The organism is Plantibacter elymi (nom. nud.) (assembly GCF_900177795.1).
GTDB lineage: Bacteria > Actinomycetota > Actinomycetes > Actinomycetales > Microbacteriaceae > Plantibacter > Plantibacter elymi.
The window spans coordinates 925,976-941,662 of record NZ_FXWJ01000001.1; the positions used below are offsets into that span (position 1 = coordinate 925,976).

Genomic DNA, 15,687 nt, shown 5'->3' on the forward strand with positions numbered 1-15,687 from the left:
GCCCTCGCTACTCGGGGCGGAGGCGGAGCTCCTGCATCCCGCCGTCGACGGCGATCGAGGTGCCGGTCGTCGAGCCTGATCGCGGGCTCGCCAGGTAGGCGACGGCACCGGCGACCTCGGTTGCGGCGACGAGTCGGCCATGAGGCTGACGTGCCTCGAGTGCCGCGCGTTCCGCGGCCGGGTCGGCGGCGCTGTCGAGCAGCCGGCCCACCCAGGGGGTGTCGGCCGTGCCCGGGTTCACGCAGTTCACGCGGATGCCCTCGCGCAGGTGGTCGGCGGCCATCGCTCGCGTCAAGGACAGCACGGCCCCCTTCGTCGCCGTGTAGAGCGCGCGCTGGGGGAGTCCCGCCGTCGCGGCGATCGACGCGGTGTTCACGATCGCGGCCGACGGCGACTCGCGCAGGTGCGGGAGGGCTGCGCGGGTCACGCGGGCCATGCCGACGACGTTGATGTCGAAGACGCGGTGCCACTCGTCGTCGTCGTTCGACTCGACGGTTCCCTGCGCGCCGATACCGGCGTTGTTCACGACGATGTCGAGGCGGCCGAACCGTGCGACGACGGCGTCGACCGCCGCGCGGACCGACGCGTCGTCGGCGACGTTCGCCCGCACCGACAGGCGGGTGGCGGAGTCCTCGTCGGGCGACGGGTTCAGGTCGAGGATCGCGACGCTGGCACCGTCGGCGGCCAGGCGTTCGACGATGGCGGCCCCGATTCCCGAAGCGCCGCCGGTGACGATCGCGACGAGTCCGTCGAACTCGCCGGAGTCTCCGGCGCTCATGCGCGGGCTCCGAGTGCCTCGGCCGGCTTGGCAGTCGGCGCGATTCCAGGGACGGGGTCGACGAACCGCTGTCGCTGGCGGCCGAGGCCCTCGATCTCGACCTCGCAGATGTCGCCCGGTGCGAGGTAGGGGAACCGGCCGGAGAGCGCGACGCCCTCGGGTGTGCCGGTCAGGACGAGGTCGCCGGGTTCGAGCTGCAGGTACTGGCTCAGGTGCCAGATGACCGTGGCGACGTCGAAGATGAGGTCGGCCGTGCTCGAGTCCTGGCGCGGTTCGCCGTTGACCCAGCTGCGGAGTCGCAGGGCGCCGGCGTCGACCTCGTCCGGCGTCACGAGCCACGGGCCGGTCGGGTTGAAGCCCGGAGCGCACTTGCCCTTCGACCACTGCCCGCCACTCGCCGCCATCTGGAAGTCACGCTCCGACACGTCGTTCGCGGTGACGAAGCCGGCGATGCGGCCGAGGGCGTCCTCGGGGCTGTCGAGGTAGGAGGTGCGCTCGCCGATGACGACCCCGAGTTCGACCTCCCAGTCGGTCTTCGTGCTGCCTCGCGGGATGCGGACGTCGTCGTTCGGGCCGACGACCGTGTTGGGCGTCTTCAGGAACATGATGGGGATCTCAGGAGGGGCGGACCCGGACTCCGCTGCATGCGCCGCGTAGTTCATCCCGATGCAGACGACCGCACTCGGCCGGGCGATCGGAGCGCCGATCCGGAGCTCGTTGGCGCCGTCGAGGACTGGGAGGGCACCCGACTCGAGGGCGGCGCGAACGCGGGCGACGCCGCCGCCGGCGAGGAACGCTCCGTCGATGTCGGGGGTGATCGATCGGAGGTCGTAGGCGGTGTCGCCCGCGAACACGACGGGGGTCTCCCCGTCCACGGGGCCGAGTCTGGCGAAGCGCATGCTGGTCCTTCCGGTTCCGCCGGTGCCCGCGTGCGGACCCGGCTCCGTAGCCGATAACGTCTGAACTCTACCGCCCGATCTGCCCGTCGCAACAGATGATTTCGGCCGGGTCGAGCGCATTGACAGCTCAGACATCGGATGTCTAAGCTCAGTGGCACCAGCCCGAAGGAGCATGCCGACGTGAGTACCATCATCGGATTCGAGACGCACGACGTCCGGTTCCCGACCTCGACCACCCTCGACGGCTCGGACGCCATGAACCCCGACCCCGACTACTCCGCCGCCTACCTGCGGCTCGTGACGGACGCGGACGACGGTCACGAGGGCCACGGCTTCGTCTTCACGATCGGACGCGGCAACGACGTCGAGGTCGCAGCGATCCACGCCCTCCGGGAGCACCTCCTCGGCCGCGAGGTCGAGCCCGTGCTCGACGCCCTCGGAGCCTTCTGGCGCGAACTCGTCTACGACTCCCAGCTCCGGTGGCTCGGTCCCGAGAAGGGCGTCATGCACATGGCCATCGGCGCCGTCGTCAACGCGCTCTGGGACCTCAAGGCGAAGCGTGCCGGCCTGCCACTCTGGCGGTTGCTCGCCTCGATGACGCCGGAGGAGCTCGTCGAGCTCGTCGACTTCCGCTACCTGAGCGACGTCCTCACCCCGGACGACGCCCTCGAGATCCTCCGACGCGCGGAACCCGGACGCGAGGCCAGGACCGAGGCCCTCCTCGCCGCCGGGTACCCCGCCTACACGACCACGCCCGGGTGGCTCGGCTACTCCGACGAGAAGCTCGACCGCCTGTGTCGTGAGGCGGTCGCGGACGGATTCGCGCAGGTCAAACTCAAGGTCGGCGGTCACGTGGAAGACGACGTCCGTCGCCTCGCCATCGCCCGGAACGCGGTGGGACCCGACATCCGGATCGCCGTCGACGCCAACCAGCGTTGGGACGTCGCGGAGGCGATCGACTGGATGTCCCGACTCGCCCCCTACGACATCGCCTGGATCGAGGAGCCGACGAGCCCCGACGACATCCTCGGCCACGCGGCGATCGCGCGCGGCGTCGCCCCGATCCCGGTCGCGACCGGCGAGCACATGGCCAACCGCATCATGTTCAAGCAGTTCCTGCAGGCCGACGCCCTCCAGGTGCTCCAGATCGACTCCACGCGGGTCGCCGGGGTGAACGAGAACATCACGATCCTCCTCCTGGCCGCGAAGTTCGGCGTCCCGGTCTGCCCGCACGCCGGTGGCGTCGGGCTGTGCGAGGCGGTGCAGCACCTCTCGATGTTCGACTTCATCGCCGTGTCCGGGAGCGAGGATGGACGCATGATCGAATTCGTCGACCACCTGCACGAGCACTTCGTCGAGCCAGTGGAGATCGTCGCCGGCCGGTACCGCGCGCCGCTCGCCCCCGGCGGCGGTTCGGAGATGCTCGCGACGTCGATCGCCGAGTTCACCTTCCGGGGCGCCGGTGTCTGACCTGCTCGTCCCGCGGCTCGCGTACGGCGCCGCCAACCTCGGCAACCTCCACCGCGAGCTCAGCGATGAGGAGGCCTGGGCGATCCTCGATGCGGCCTGGGAGCACGGCGTCCGCTTCTACGACACGGCTCCGCACTACGGCCTCGGCCTCTCCGAGCGTCGGCTCGGCGCCTTCCTCCGGACGAAGCCTCGCGACGAGTACGTCCTGTCCACCAAGGTCGGCCGCCTCCTCGTGCCGAACCCCACGGGGGAGGGGGCGCTCGACACGGACAACGACTTCGTCGTCCCGGCGACCTTGCGGCGCGAGTGGGACGCGAGCGAGTCGGGCGTGCGTCGCTCGCTCGACGAGTCCCTCGAGCGACTCGGACTCGACCACGTCGACGTGCTCTACCTCCACGACCCGGAACGCAACGATCCGGAGTCCGGGATCGCCGAGGGGATACCGGCGCTCGCCGCCCTCCGCGACGAAGGACTCGTCGGGGCGGTCGGGATCGGGTCGATGGACGTCGCCGCTCTGCTCGCCGCGGTGCGCACGGGCCTGACCGACCTCATCATGATCGCCGGTCGGTACACGCTCGCCGAGCAACCGGCGGCCGAGGAGGTGCTGCCCGCCTGCCTGGAACACGGCGTCGGGGTGGTCGCCGCCTCAGTGTTCAACTCCGGTCTGCTGGCCCGCGCCGTCCCCGACCGCGACGGACGGTACGAGTACGGTGCCGTCCCGCCGGAGGTCTTCGACCGCGCCGTCGACATCGCCGAGATCTGCCGTCGGTTCGACGTCGAACTGCCTGCAGCCGCCCTCCAGTTCCCGCTCCGCCACCCCGCCGTGCGGGCGGTCGCGGTCGGCGCCTCGCGGCCGGAGCAGATGCTCCAGAACGTGGAGCGCTTCAAGGAGCCGATCCCCGAGACCTTCTGGACGGAGCTGCGCACCAGAGGGCTGCTCGGCTGATGCGGACGATCGACGCGCACCTCCACCTGTGGAATCGCGCCGACGGGTATCACTGGCTCGCTTCGGCCGACGAAGCGCTTCGCGAGGACTTCACGCCAGAGCGTGCGGCCGCAGAGCTGCAAGCGGCCGGCGTCGATGCGGCGATCCTCGTCCAGGCCGACGACACCGAGCTCGACACGATGTCCATGCTCAGTGCATCGGACGCTTTCAGCTGGGTGGCCGGCGTCGTCGGCTGGGTGCCGATCGACGATGCGAAGCGGGCCGAGGCACTGCTCGACCGTTGGGGCGCGCACCCGCGGTTCCGCGGCGTTCGTCAGTTGCTGCACGACGATCCCCGGGACGGCCTGCTCCTGGCCGCGCCCGCGCGCCGGTTGGCGGCGGTCCTCGCGGACCGCGGGTTTCCGCTCGATCTCCCGAACGCCTTCCCTCGGCTGCTCCGTGACGCCACGGAACTCGCGCGGCTGGAGGAGGGGCTGACGATCGTCGTCGACCACCTCGCGAAGCCGCCGCGTGACGATGAGGCCTTCGAACGATGGGCGACCGAGCTGGCCGCGGCGGCGGCGTCACCGAACGTGGTCGCGAAGGTGTCGGGCCTCAACCATGCCGGTCGGCCGTTCGTTGCGGCCGACGTGCGTCGGGCCTGGGACACCGCGCTCGACTGCTTCGGGGCCGAGCGGTTGATGCTCGGCGGCGACTGGCCGATGACGATCAGGAGCGGCGGGTACGGTGCGGTCTGGCACGAGCTGTCCGGTCTCGTCGACGAGTTGTTGCCGGCGGAACGCGATGCACTCCGTGGAGGGACGGCGACGCGCGTCTACCGGCTCGACCCCCGCGGGCCGGTCGGCGTCGACGGACTGACATGATCGGGCAGACGGATGGATACAGAACCATGACGAGGAGGTCACCATGCTGACAGGGATCGACCCGGTGCTGACCGGAGAACTGCTGCTGCACCTGGATGCGATGGGGCATTCGGACACGGTGGTGATCGCCGACGCGCACTTCCCGGCCGCCCGGCTCGGCGAACGCGTCGTGGTCCTCCCGACGCTCTCGACACCTGAGGTCCTCCGAGCGGTGCGCACGGTCATCCCGCTCGATGACGAACCCGTGCTCGACCTCATGACGAGTGCCGACGGCACGGTGCTCGACGTCCAGCAGGAACTCATCGCCGCCGCCGGCACGACCGAGGACGCCGTGCGCTTCGTCGACCGGTTCGCCTACTACGACGAGGCCGCCACGGCGTTCCTCATCATCCGTACGGGCGAGACCAGGACCTACGGGAACGTCACCCTGCGGAAGGGCCTCGTGACACGCACGGCGTGAGGCCGTTCGGCGCGGTCACCAGCAGAGCGCGACGATCGCGACACCGACCGCACCGTAGACACCGGCCTGGACCTGCCGCCGGCGGTCCTTCGGTGCGACCGCGGTCTCGACGGTCGCCCCGTGTTCGTCGAGTGAGCGCTTCGGTTTGGGCGCGTGCCACGGGAGTGACCGCCAGCGCAGGGCGGCTCCGGCGAGTCCGAAGCCGACGATCGCGACGGCGAGGACCCACGCCCAGGACCAGACGCCCACCGGTGCGGCGAGGGCGCGGACGAGCGCGAGGATCACGACGCTGTCGACCGCGTCGACGACGAGTCGGTAGCGCTCGGTCGCCGACCAGCGTCCCGTACTCCACGCATGCGCGACCTGGAGGGCGAGGACCCACGCGACGAGGGCGACGACGGTGGGGATCAGGATCTCGATCATCGTGCTGCTCCGATCTGCTCGAGGAGGGCGACGCCGGCCGCATCGACCGACTCCTGGGTCGCCGAGACGAGGACCACCGCGGTGCCGGTCGCTGGAACGACCCCGACGAAGGACGCGAAGCCGCCCGTGGCGCCGTTGTGCCAGACGAGGTCCTCACCGTCGATCGCCTTCCGATCGGTGATCCAGGCCCAGCCGATCTCGCGATCGCCGAACGCCGTCTGTGGGGCGAGCGCCTCGATGCCCGGCGCGCTGCCGTCGGCCAGTCGTTCCGCAAAACGCGCGAGATCCGCCGTGTCCGAGCGAATGCCACCGGCGGGCCCGATCGCCGTGCCGGTCCATGCTGCGGCGGTCCGTCCGCCGGCGGTCTCGCCGAGCAGGTCGCGGTCGCCGAGGTCGCCCGCATCGCTCACGGGGGCGGTCGCGTCGAGTCCCATCGGACCGGTGATCCGTTCCTCGAGGAGGTCGGCGTAGCTGGTGCCGGCGGCCGCGCCGAGGGCGGCACCGAGCAGTTCGAAACCGAGGTTGGAGTAGGTGCCCTTCGGGGTGTCGAGGGAGGCGGACCGCGCCTGCTCGCGCAGCTGGTCGAGGTCCTCACCGTAGGGGTTCGCCGTGGTGAGCGCGAACCACGTCGAGGAGAGGATCGTCGAGAGGTCGATCGGCAGCCGGGGCAGGCCTGAGGTGTGGGTGGCGAGCTGCTCGAGGGTGACGTCCGCCGCGGGCGCGGCGCCCAGTTCGAGGAGGTCACCGAGCCTGGTGTCCGGGGTGACCTCGCCGCGCTCGATCGCGTCGGCGAGCAACAGTCCCGTGAATGCCTTGCTCACCGATCCGATCTCGAACCGGGTGTCCGGCTGGGCGCCGATCGTCGCGGTGCGGGTGCCGTCCGGGGTGACGACGACGGCCAGCAGGGCCTTGCGGTCGGGGCCGGCGAGCTCGCGGACGGTCGCCGCGAGTTCGGCGTCGCCGGTGGCCTCGGGGGGAAGCGTCGAGGGCCCTGGCCGGAAGGCGAGCCCGATCGCGAGGGCGACAGCGGTGCTGACGGCGGCGATGACCCAGACCCGTCTGGGTCGGGACGTGCTGCGTGGTGTGGCGGTCATGCGGGGTCCTTCCTGGGGTCGGTGGTCATTCCATGGCGGCGACGGCGACGAGCAGCGGGACGAGTCGCATGGGTGGGACCGCGACCCGACCGCGGCCGGCTGGTTGCAGCCAGCCGGCGGCCGTCAGGACGCGGACGTGGTGGTAGACCTGGCCGGTCGTCCCGATGCCGTCGAGTTCGCCGAGGTCCGCGAGTGCGGAGGTGCCGTTGGCGACGGCCAGGAGCAGCTGCAGTCGGACGGGCGAGCCGATGGCCGCGAGTCGCGATGCCGCCGTCGCGAGTGGACCGGAGCCTGCTGATTCCGCGGCGTCGGGGTCGTCGCCGAGCGCGAGGAGGTCGTCGGTCGCCCTGGCGTACTGCCACTGCACGGGTCCACCGCCGGTGACGACCGATCCGGTGAAGAGGACCGCCCCATGCTCGAGCTCGGCCGTGCGCTGTTCGAGCCCGCGGAGCGCCCAGAAGGTGTCGTCGGCATCGCCCGTCGCGGCTGCGGACGCGACGTCGTCCGGTCGCTCGGTGGTCGTGTCGTCGCCGGCCGGTCGGGCGAACACGGCGGCTTCGAGACGCGCGAGACGTGCCTCGTGGTCGCCGGGGTCGATGATCGTCATGACCCAAGTGTATAAATATCGTAATTACGAAATCAAGCTAGACAGTCCTCTGGCCCGAGCGGTAGTGGCGCGTGTCACACCCGCGAGGCGAGCCGCCCCTGCTTCGCGTGCACCGGGATCAGCAGTCCGAGGCCGATGAGCAGCACGAGCACGATCCCGAGGATCCCCCAGAACTGCGCCCCACCGAGCGTGACGAACAGCGCGAAGGCGGTCGGCGCGAGGAAGGACACGGCGCGGCCGGTGGTGGCGTAGAGGCCGAAGACCTCACCCTCGCGGCCCTCGGGGATGATGCGCGCCAGGAACGAGCGGCTCGCCGACTGGGCAGGGCCGACGAACAGGCACAGCATGAGCCCGAAGATCCAGAAGATCGTCGCGCCGCCTTCGTGGAGGAAGAACACGGCGCTTCCCGCGATGACGAGGCCGATGAGCGACGCGACGATGACGGGTTTCGGGCCCACCTTGTCGTCGAGCAGGCCGATCGTGATCGTCGCGATCCCGGCGACGACGTTGGCGGCGATCGCGAAGATGATCACCTCGCCGGGTGAGAAGCCGAAGGTCCCCGCGGCCAGGACGCCACCGAAGGTGAAGACACCGGCGAGCCCGTCGCGGAACACCGCGCTCGCGAGCAGGAAGTAGAGCGTCTGTCGGCTGTCGCGCCAGAGTTCCGCGATGCTCTTGGCGAGGACGCCGTAGGAGGCGAAGAACCCGACGTGCGGCCGGGCGACGGCCTGGGGTGCGTGGTACTCGGGCACCGCGAACAGCACGGGCAGGGCGAAGATCCCGAACCACGCCGCGGAGACGAGCATCGCGACGCGGACGTCCATGCCGTCCTCGCCGGTGACGCCGAAGAGTCCGACCTCGGGGGAGATGAAGCCGAAGTACACGATGAGCAGCAGCACGATGCCGCCGATGTACCCCATGCCCCAGCCGAGACCGGAGACCTTGCCGATGGAGGTGGGCGTCGACACCTGGGCGAGCATCGCGTTGTAGTTGACGCCGGCGAACTCGAACACGATGTTGCCGACCGCGAGGAGGACGAGGCCCAGCCAGAGGAAGTTCGGATCGGGGGCGACGAAGAAGAGGAGTGCGGTGATCGCGACGACGACGTAGGTGTTGAAGCCGAGCCAGAACTTCCGCCGCCCGGCGGAGTCCGACCGCTGGCCGACGACCGGCGCGAGGATCGCGATCAGCAGCCCGGCGGCGGCGAGCGCCCACCCGAGCGACGCCGACACCGCGGCCTCCTCGCCGAAGGAGTCGCTCGTCAGATAGACGGTGAACACGAAGGTGGTGACGACGGCGTTGAACGACGCCGAGCCCCAGTCCCACAGGCTCCACGCGAAGATGCGGCCCTTACGGCCCGCCTGCGCCTTCACGGCGGCGACCTGCGAGGTGTCGAGGTCGACGGTGGCCGCTGCGGCGTCGGGGGTGACGAGCGGTGGTGGCGGGAAGTTGCGTGGCCGGGATCCGAGACGCGGGGCCTCGTCGCCGTGCCCGCCTGTCCGGCCGGTGTCGTCGGTGCCACCTGGGGGAGTCGTGCTCATGCACTGAGGCTAGTGCCGCGTGGTGAACGGGCGGTAGCGCGCGTCCCGGAGCGCGATGGCTGGGGGTTCGCTGGGACGCGGATCGTTGCCGGGAATAGCTTCGGGCACCCCGCGTTGGACTTGAGCGTACGACACTCAAGTTTGAATCCAGGAGGTTCACGTGCCCGAAGACTTCACCCAGGGCGGCGCAGCAGCAGACGGCGGATCGTCGTCGTTCGACGACTTCCTCGCCCGATACCTCGAGGGCGAGCGGGCGCGTTCGGCGCGGACCATCGACCTCAGCCGCTTCCTCACCGCACGGACGCAGGAGATCCTGCAACGCGCCGGCCGGTTCGCGCTCGAGCGCGGCCAGAACGAGCTCGACGCGCTGCACATCCTGCGCGTCATCGTGAGCGAGGAGCCCGCGAAGGACGCCGTCGCGCGCCTCGGCGTCGACCCGAAGGTCATCGCCAAGGCCGCCGAACAGCGTCTGCCGCAGGCATCCTCACCGAGCGTCAAGGACCCGGCCATCACGCCGTCGGCCCAGCGCGCGCTGTTCCACGCCTACCAGGTGGCCCGCGCCGCCGGATCGACGTACGTCGACCCCGAGCACCTCTTCTTCGCGCTCGTCATCAACCAGGACTCGCCCGCCGGTGAGGTCCTCGCCCGCGCGGGCGTCACGGCGGAGGCGTTGACCCAGGGCATGCGCCAGACCGTCGGCGACCCCGGCGTCGCCACCGACGACCAGGACGACCGCGATGCCGACGACCTCGACTCGGACACCCCGATGCTCGACCGTTTCGGCACCGACCTCACGGCGCTCGCCGCAGGCGGATCGCTCGACCCCGTCATTGGACGCTCGGCGGAGATCGAGCAGACCATCGAGATCCTCTCCCGCCGCACGAAGAACAACCCCGTGCTCGTCGGCGAAGCCGGCGTCGGCAAGACCGCGGTCGTCGAGGGGCTCGCCCAGGCCATCGTCGACGGCGGCGTCCCGGAGCAGCTGCGCGGCAAGCGCGTCGTCTCACTCGACCTGCCGGCCATGGTCGCCGGAACCCGGTACCGCGGTGACTTCGAGGAGCGCCTCACCGGCCTGCTCGACGAGATCGCGGCCAACCGGTCCGAGCTGATCGTCTTCATCGACGAGGTCCACACCGTCGTCGGCGCCGGAGGCTCCGGCGAGGGTGGCATGGACGCCGGCAACATGCTGAAGCCGCGTCTCGCGCGCGGTGAGCTGCACCTCATCGGTGCGACCACGCTCCGTGAGTACCGCGGGATCGAGAAGGACCCGGCGCTCGAACGCCGCTTCCAGCCCGTGCGGGTGGGCGAACCGTCGATCGAGGACGCCGTCCTCATCCTCGACGGTCTCCGTCCGGCGTACGAGGAGCACCACGACGTCCGCTTCACCGACGACGCCCTCCGCGCCGCCGTCGAGCTCTCGGCCCGCTACCTGCCCGACCGTGTCCTGCCCGACAAGGCCATCGACCTCGTCGACCAGGCCGGAGCCCGGCTGCGGTTGCGGCTCGGGAAGGCGGTCGACGTGAGTGCCCTCGTCGAGGAGCTCGCGACCCTCGAGGCGTCGAAGAACGCTGCCGTGTCGGCCGAGCACTACGAGGAGGCCTCGCGCATCCGCGACGAGATCACCGCCGTGCAGGCGAAGCTCGACGCCGCCTCCAACGGACCCGGTGCCCGCACCGACCGTGACGCGGTCGTCGACGAGGCCCAGATCGCCGGCGTCGTGTCCCGCGCCACCGGCATCCCGGTCAGTCGGCTCACGGAGGGCGAGCGGGAACGTCTCGCCGGTCTCGAGGACGAGCTGCACGCTCGCGTCATCGGCCAGCACGACGCCGTGACCGCGGTCTCGAAGGCCGTCCGTCGCAACCGCACGGGCATGGGGGACGCGAACCGACCCGTCGGCAGCTTCCTGTTCCTCGGCCCCACCGGCGTGGGCAAGACGGAGCTCGCGAAGGCGCTCGCCGGATCCCTCTTCGCGGACGAGCACTCCGTGATCCGCTTCGACATGAGCGAGTTCGGCGAACGCCACACGGTGTCGCGACTCGTCGGCGCCCCTCCCGGGTACGTCGGGTTCGACGAGGCGGGCCAGCTCACCGAGCGCGTGCGGCGCAACCCGTACTCGATCGTGCTGTTCGACGAGATCGAGAAGGCGCACCCGGACGTCTTCAACCTGCTCCTGCAGGTGCTCGACGACGGTCGCCTGACCGATGGTCAGGGGCGGACGATCGACTTCCGCAACACGGTCGTGGTCATGACCTCGAACCTCGGCTCCGAGTTCCTCGCATCCCGTTCCGGTGCGATGGGCTTCGTGGCCGGTGGCGCCGACGACCCCACGGGCTTCGGCTCCGAGGAGGCGCTGCGGGCGCGGGTCATGGGCAAGCTGCGCGAGGCGATGCGCCCGGAGTTCCTCAACCGCATCGATGAGATCGTCCTCTTCTGCAAGCTCGACCAGCAGCAGCTGCAAGAGATCGTCGGACTGATGCTCGGCCGCACGACCGAACGGTTGGCCGCGCGCGGTGCGTCACTCGAGACGACTCCGGAAGCGCTCGCGCTCCTCGCGGAGCTCGGCTACGAGCCGGAGTACGGCGCGCGCCCCCTGCGTCGCCTCATTCAACGTGAGGTCGACGACCGCATCGCCGAGCTCGTCGTGGGCGGCGGGGTCGGCGACGGCTCGACCGTGCACGTCGACGCGGTCGGCGGGAAGATCGTCGTCACGGAGCGTTCCGTGGTGGTGGCGGAAGCCGCCTAGGCGGCGCCCCCCTGCAACGGGCCCAGGACCGGACCTCCGGCCCTGGGCCCGTCGTCGTTTCGGCGGGCCGCCCGCGCGGTCACCCTGGCCATCCGCTGGGAGTTGAGCCAGGCGGACTCAACTTTCTTGACGTCGAAACCGGGCCTCGGTAGCATTGAGTCTTCGGGGCTCAAGTCTCGACGTCACACCAGCATCACCCCATCAACCAGCTCGGTGCCGAGCTCGTCGAGTCGACCGGACGCCCACAGCATGCCGCCCGAGTCGACGAGTTCTGAACCGGCAGTCAACACAAGGAGAACCAACACATGGCACGTGCAGTAGGCATCGACCTCGGTACCACCAACTCGGTGGTCGCCGTCCTCGAAGGTGGAGAACCCACCGTCATCGCCAACGCCGAGGGCTTCCGCACCACCCCCTCCGTCGTCGCATTCACCAAGGACGGCGAGGTGCTCGTCGGCGAGACCGCGAAGCGCCAGGCCGTCACCAACGTCGACCGCACCATCGCGAGCGTCAAGCGCCACATGGGCACCGACTGGAAGTTCGACGTCGACGGCAAGAAGTACACGCCGCAGGAGCTGTCCGCTCGCATCCTCGCGAAGCTCAAGCGCGACGCCGAGCAGTACCTGGGCGACACCGTGACCGACGCGGTCATCACCGTCCCCGCCTACTTCAACGACGCCGAGCGTCAGGCCACGAAGGAGGCCGGTGAGGTCGCAGGCCTCAACGTGCTCCGCATCATCAACGAGCCGACCGCCGCAGCCCTCGCCTACGGTCTCGACCGCGGCAAGGAGGACGAGCTCATCCTCGTCTTCGACCTCGGTGGCGGTACCTTCGACGTCTCGCTGCTCGAAGTGGGCAAGGACGACGACTTCTCCACCATCCAGGTCCGCTCCACCTCGGGTGACAACCGCCTCGGTGGAGACGACTGGGACCAGCGCGTCGTCGACTACCTGATCAAGCGCTTCAAGGACTCGACCGGTGTCGACGTCTCGGGCGACAAGATCGCGAAGCAGCGCCTCAAGGAAGCCGCCGAGCAGGCGAAGAAGGAGCTCAGCTCCTCGATGTCGACCTCGATCCAGCTCCCGTACCTCTCCCTCACGGAGAACGGCCCGGCGAACCTCGACGAGACGCTCAGCCGCGCGAAGTTCGAGGAGCTCACCAACGACCTCCTCGAGCGCACCCGCAAGCCGTTCAACGACGTCATCGCCGAGGCCGGCGTGAAGGTCTCCGACATCGCGCACGTCGTGCTCGTCGGCGGATCGACCCGTATGCCCGCCGTCGCCGAGCTCGTCAAGAAGCTCACCGGTGGTCAGGAGCCCAACAAGGGCGTCAACCCTGACGAGGTCGTCGCCGTCGGCGCCGCCCTCCAGGCCGGCGTGCTGAAGGGTGAGCGCAAGGACGTGCTGCTCATCGACGTCACCCCCCTGTCGCTCGGTATCGAGACCAAGGGTGGCATCATGACGAAGCTCATCGAGCGCAACACCGCGATCCCCACGAAGCGGAGCGAGACCTTCACCACGGCCGACGACAACCAGCCGTCCGTCGCGATCCAGGTCTTCCAGGGCGAGCGCGAGTTCACCCGCGACAACAAGAACCTCGGCACCTTCGAGCTGACCGGCATCGCGCCGGCTCCGCGCGGTGTGCCGCAGGTCGAGGTCACCTTCGACATCGACGCCAACGGCATCGTGCACGTGTCCGCCAAGGACAAGGGCACCGGCAAGGAGCAGTCGATGACCATCACCGGTGGCTCGTCCCTCGGCAAGGAGGACATCGAGCGCATGGTCCGCGAGGCCGAGGAGCACGCTGCAGACGACAAGGCCCGCCGCGAGCAGGCCGAGGTCCGCAACAGCGCCGAGCAGCTCGCCTACTCGATCGACAAGCTCATCAAGGAGAACGACGACAAGCTGCCCGAGGACGTCAAGACCGACGTCCAGGCCGATGTCGACGCCCTGAAGAGCGCGCTCGCCGGTGAGGACGAGGACGCGGTGAAGACCGCGTTCGACAAGCTCAACGAGAGCCAGGTCAAGCTCGGCGAGGCGATCTACGCCCAGGCGCAGGCCTCCGAGTCCGCCGCAGGAACCGAGGCCCCGGCTGAGGAGGCGACCTCCGATGAGGACGTCGTCGACGCCGAGGTCGTCGAGGACGAAGACGACAAGGACAAGAAGTAACCATGACTGACGAGAACCAGAACCAGAACCAGGACGATCCCATCATTCGTGACAAGCGACGGATCGACCCGGAGACCGGCGAGGTTCGTCAGCCTGGCACCGAGGGGGTTGACGCCGACGCGTCGGCCCCCTCGGGCGCACCTGCCGAATCCGCCGACGCCGACGCACCGGCCGCCGACGACGAGCTGACCGTCGAGGACATCCTCAACGCGGCTCCCGAGGAGCCCGTGCAGGGCGGCGACCTCTCCCCGGCCGAGCAGCTCGCTGCAGAACGCCTCGGCGACCTGCAGCGCGTCACGGCCGAGTACGCGAACTACCGGAAGCGCACCGAGGCCGGCCGCGAGGTGGAGCGCGAGCGCACCACCGGCGAGGTCGCCAAAGTCCTGCTCCCGGTACTCGACGACCTCGACCGCGCTGACAAGCACGGCGACCTCGAGGGCGACGCCCCCTTCACGCAGATCGCGGCCAAGCTCCGCGGCGCTGCCGAGAAGCTCGGGCTGAAGCCGTTCGGAGCGGTCGGCGAGACCTTCGACCCCAACGTGCACGAGGCCATCTTCCAGCAGCCCACGCCGGGCGCCGAGGGCGAGACCGTCCTCGACGTCGTGGAGACCGGGTACCACCTGGGCTCCACCCTGCTGCGCGCCGCGAAGGTGGTCGTCGCGGTCCCGGCGAGCTAGCCATGGCGAGTCAGGACTGGTTCGACAAGGACTTCTACAAGGTCCTCGGCGTCAAGAAGGACGTGACGCCGGCGGAGCTGAAGAAGGTCTACCGGAAGCTCGCGCGGCAGTACCATCCGGACTCCAACCCGGGTGATGCGAAGGCCGAGGCGAAGTTCAAGGAGATCAGCGAGGCCCACTCGGTCCTCGGCGATCCCGAGCAGCGCAAGGAGTACGACGCCGTTCGCGCCATGGGCGGTGGAGCACGCTTCACCGCGCCGGGTGCAGGCGGCGGCCAGGGCGGCTTCGAGGACGTCTTCGGGACGATGTTCGGTGGAGGCGGTGGTGGCGGTCGTCAGAGCTACAGCTACCAGCAGGCTCCTCCCGGGTACGAGGACATCCTCGGCGGCATGTTCGGCCAGGGTGGCTTCGGCCAGACCTCGGGCGGCTTCCGCGGCTACGGCGGACCCACGCCGGGCCGCGACATCACCGCGCACACGACGATCGACTTCATCACGGCCACGCAGGGCGACACCATCTCCCTGCAGACCTCCGAGGGACGCACCATCAAGGTGAAGATCCCGGCGGGTGTGTCGGATGGACAGAAGATCCGCCTGCGCGGCAAGGGGCAGCCGAGTCCGGACGGCGGCGAACCCGGCGATATCGTGGTCACCGTGAGTGTCCGCAAGCATCCCGTGTTCGAACGCGACGGCCTGAACCTCCGCGTCACCGTGCCGGTCACCTTCGTGGAGGCCGCGCTCGGCGCCACGATCGAGGTTCCGACGCTCGGCGGCGACCCCGTCAAGCTGCGGGTCGCCCCCGGTACGCCGAGCGGCCGCGTCCTGCGCGTCAAGGGCCGCGGTGTCGCGACGACGAAGGGCACCGGCGACCTCCTGGCCGTCGTGCAGATCGTCGTCCCGGCGCATCTCGGCGGCGAGGCCAAGGAAGCGCTCGAACGGTTCCACGAGCTGGAACCGAAGGACAACCCCCGCGACGAGCTCATCGCCCGGGCGCGGGGCTAGGAACCAGCAGCACACGG

The 15,687-nt window shown here is 70.0% G+C and carries 14 protein-coding genes; 8 read left to right on the forward strand and 6 right to left on the reverse strand.

Annotation, left to right across the window (positions count from 1 at the left end; genetic code table 11):
- Positions 1 to 7: 7 nt before the first annotated feature.
- Positions 8 to 778 carry an SDR family NAD(P)-dependent oxidoreductase gene (locus tag CCK91_RS04515; RefSeq protein WP_086473029.1) on the reverse strand — a complete coding sequence of 257 codons (771 nt, stop codon included), beginning with the start codon at positions 776 to 778 and terminating at the stop codon, positions 8 to 10.
- Positions 775 to 1,677, reverse strand: coding sequence for a fumarylacetoacetate hydrolase family protein (locus tag CCK91_RS04520; protein ID WP_086473030.1), 903 nt, complete (start codon positions 1,675 to 1,677; stop codon positions 775 to 777). The genes CCK91_RS04515 and CCK91_RS04520 overlap by 4 nt, the downstream gene beginning before the upstream one ends.
- A 180-nt stretch (positions 1,678 to 1,857) precedes the next feature.
- Between CCK91_RS04520 and CCK91_RS04525 the strand changes: the two genes are divergently transcribed.
- From CCK91_RS04525 to CCK91_RS04540, 4 genes are read left to right on the forward strand one after another with little or no spacing between them, the layout of a single operon-like run.
- Positions 1,858 to 3,147, forward strand: a complete 1,290-nt coding sequence (locus tag CCK91_RS04525) for an L-fuconate dehydratase (protein ID WP_086473031.1) — start codon at positions 1,858 to 1,860, stop codon at positions 3,145 to 3,147.
- A complete protein-coding gene (locus CCK91_RS04530) occupies positions 3,140 to 4,093 on the forward strand; it encodes an aldo/keto reductase (RefSeq protein WP_086473032.1) in 954 nt (317 codons plus the stop codon). Before CCK91_RS04525 ends, CCK91_RS04530 begins: the two co-directional genes overlap by 8 nt.
- Positions 4,093 to 4,956, forward strand: a complete 864-nt coding sequence (locus CCK91_RS04535; protein ID WP_086473033.1) for an amidohydrolase family protein — start codon at positions 4,093 to 4,095, stop codon at positions 4,954 to 4,956. Before CCK91_RS04530 ends, CCK91_RS04535 begins: the two co-directional genes overlap by 1 nt.
- A 43-nt stretch (positions 4,957 to 4,999) precedes the next feature.
- Entirely contained in the window at positions 5,000 to 5,416 is a 417-nt protein-coding gene (locus CCK91_RS04540) for an RbsD/FucU family protein (RefSeq protein ID WP_086473034.1), read from the forward strand.
- Between the two features lie 15 nt (positions 5,417 to 5,431).
- Here the strand turns inward: CCK91_RS04540 and CCK91_RS04545 are convergent, their stop codons facing one another.
- The 4 genes from CCK91_RS04545 to CCK91_RS04560 form a co-directional block, all read right to left on the reverse strand.
- Complete coding sequence (locus CCK91_RS04545) at positions 5,432 to 5,839, reverse strand: hypothetical protein (RefSeq protein ID WP_086473035.1); 408 nt, start codon at positions 5,837 to 5,839, stop codon at positions 5,432 to 5,434.
- Positions 5,836 to 6,933 (reverse strand): serine hydrolase domain-containing protein, encoded by a 1,098-nt coding sequence (locus CCK91_RS04550; RefSeq protein ID WP_086473036.1) that lies wholly within the window; start codon positions 6,931 to 6,933, stop codon positions 5,836 to 5,838. The genes CCK91_RS04545 and CCK91_RS04550 overlap by 4 nt, the downstream gene beginning before the upstream one ends.
- Before the next feature lie 25 nt (positions 6,934 to 6,958).
- A complete protein-coding gene (locus CCK91_RS04555) occupies positions 6,959 to 7,540 on the reverse strand; it encodes a hypothetical protein (protein ID WP_086473037.1) in 582 nt (193 codons plus the stop codon).
- 74 nt (positions 7,541 to 7,614) lie between these two features.
- Positions 7,615 to 9,081, reverse strand: coding sequence for an MFS transporter (locus CCK91_RS04560; RefSeq protein ID WP_086473038.1), 1,467 nt, complete (start codon positions 9,079 to 9,081; stop codon positions 7,615 to 7,617).
- Positions 9,082 to 9,241: 160 nt separating this feature from the next.
- Here CCK91_RS04560 and CCK91_RS04565 point away from each other — a divergent pair, with 160 nt between their 5' ends.
- The 4 genes from CCK91_RS04565 to CCK91_RS04580 all read left to right on the forward strand — a co-directional run bounded on the left by CCK91_RS04565 (position 9,242) and on the right by CCK91_RS04580 (position 15,670).
- Complete coding sequence (locus CCK91_RS04565; RefSeq protein WP_086473039.1) at positions 9,242 to 11,824, forward strand: ATP-dependent Clp protease ATP-binding subunit; 2,583 nt, start codon at positions 9,242 to 9,244, stop codon at positions 11,822 to 11,824.
- Positions 11,825 to 12,129: 305 nt separating this feature from the next.
- Complete coding sequence (gene dnaK / locus CCK91_RS04570; RefSeq protein WP_085511953.1) at positions 12,130 to 13,992, forward strand: molecular chaperone DnaK; 1,863 nt, start codon at positions 12,130 to 12,132, stop codon at positions 13,990 to 13,992.
- A gap of 2 nt (positions 13,993 to 13,994) precedes the next feature.
- Positions 13,995 to 14,669, forward strand: a complete 675-nt coding sequence (locus CCK91_RS04575; protein ID WP_086473040.1) for a nucleotide exchange factor GrpE — start codon at positions 13,995 to 13,997, stop codon at positions 14,667 to 14,669.
- A 2-nt stretch (positions 14,670 to 14,671) separates the two neighbouring features.
- On the forward strand, positions 14,672 to 15,670 hold the full coding sequence (locus CCK91_RS04580) for a DnaJ C-terminal domain-containing protein (protein ID WP_086473041.1): 999 nt from the start codon (positions 14,672 to 14,674) through the stop codon (positions 15,668 to 15,670).
- The last annotated feature ends 17 nt before the right edge of the window (positions 15,671 to 15,687 follow it).

Excerpts from the sequence above, each read along its gene's own strand:
- CCK91_RS04515 (WP_086473029.1), bottom strand. The coding sequence starts at position 778 with ATGAGCGCCGGAGACTCCGGCGAGTTCGACGGACTCGTCGCGATCGTC.
- CCK91_RS04520 (WP_086473030.1), bottom strand. The coding sequence starts at position 1,677 with ATGCGCTTCGCCAGACTCGGCCCCGTGGACGGGGAGACCCCCGTCGTG.
- CCK91_RS04535 (WP_086473033.1), top strand. The coding sequence starts at position 4,093 with ATGCGGACGATCGACGCGCACCTCCACCTGTGGAATCGCGCCGACGGG.
- CCK91_RS04540 (WP_086473034.1), top strand. The coding sequence starts at position 5,000 with ATGCTGACAGGGATCGACCCGGTGCTGACCGGAGAACTGCTGCTGCAC.
- CCK91_RS04545 (WP_086473035.1), bottom strand. The coding sequence starts at position 5,839 with ATGATCGAGATCCTGATCCCCACCGTCGTCGCCCTCGTCGCGTGGGTC.
- CCK91_RS04550 (WP_086473036.1), bottom strand. The coding sequence starts at position 6,933 with ATGACCGCCACACCACGCAGCACGTCCCGACCCAGACGGGTCTGGGTC.
- CCK91_RS04555 (WP_086473037.1), bottom strand. The coding sequence starts at position 7,540 with ATGACGATCATCGACCCCGGCGACCACGAGGCACGTCTCGCGCGTCTC.
- CCK91_RS04560 (WP_086473038.1), bottom strand. The coding sequence starts at position 9,081 with ATGAGCACGACTCCCCCAGGTGGCACCGACGACACCGGCCGGACAGGC.
- dnaK (WP_085511953.1), top strand. The coding sequence starts at position 12,130 with ATGGCACGTGCAGTAGGCATCGACCTCGGTACCACCAACTCGGTGGTC.
- CCK91_RS04575 (WP_086473040.1), top strand. The coding sequence starts at position 13,995 with ATGACTGACGAGAACCAGAACCAGAACCAGGACGATCCCATCATTCGT.
- CCK91_RS04580 (WP_086473041.1), top strand. The coding sequence starts at position 14,672 with ATGGCGAGTCAGGACTGGTTCGACAAGGACTTCTACAAGGTCCTCGGC.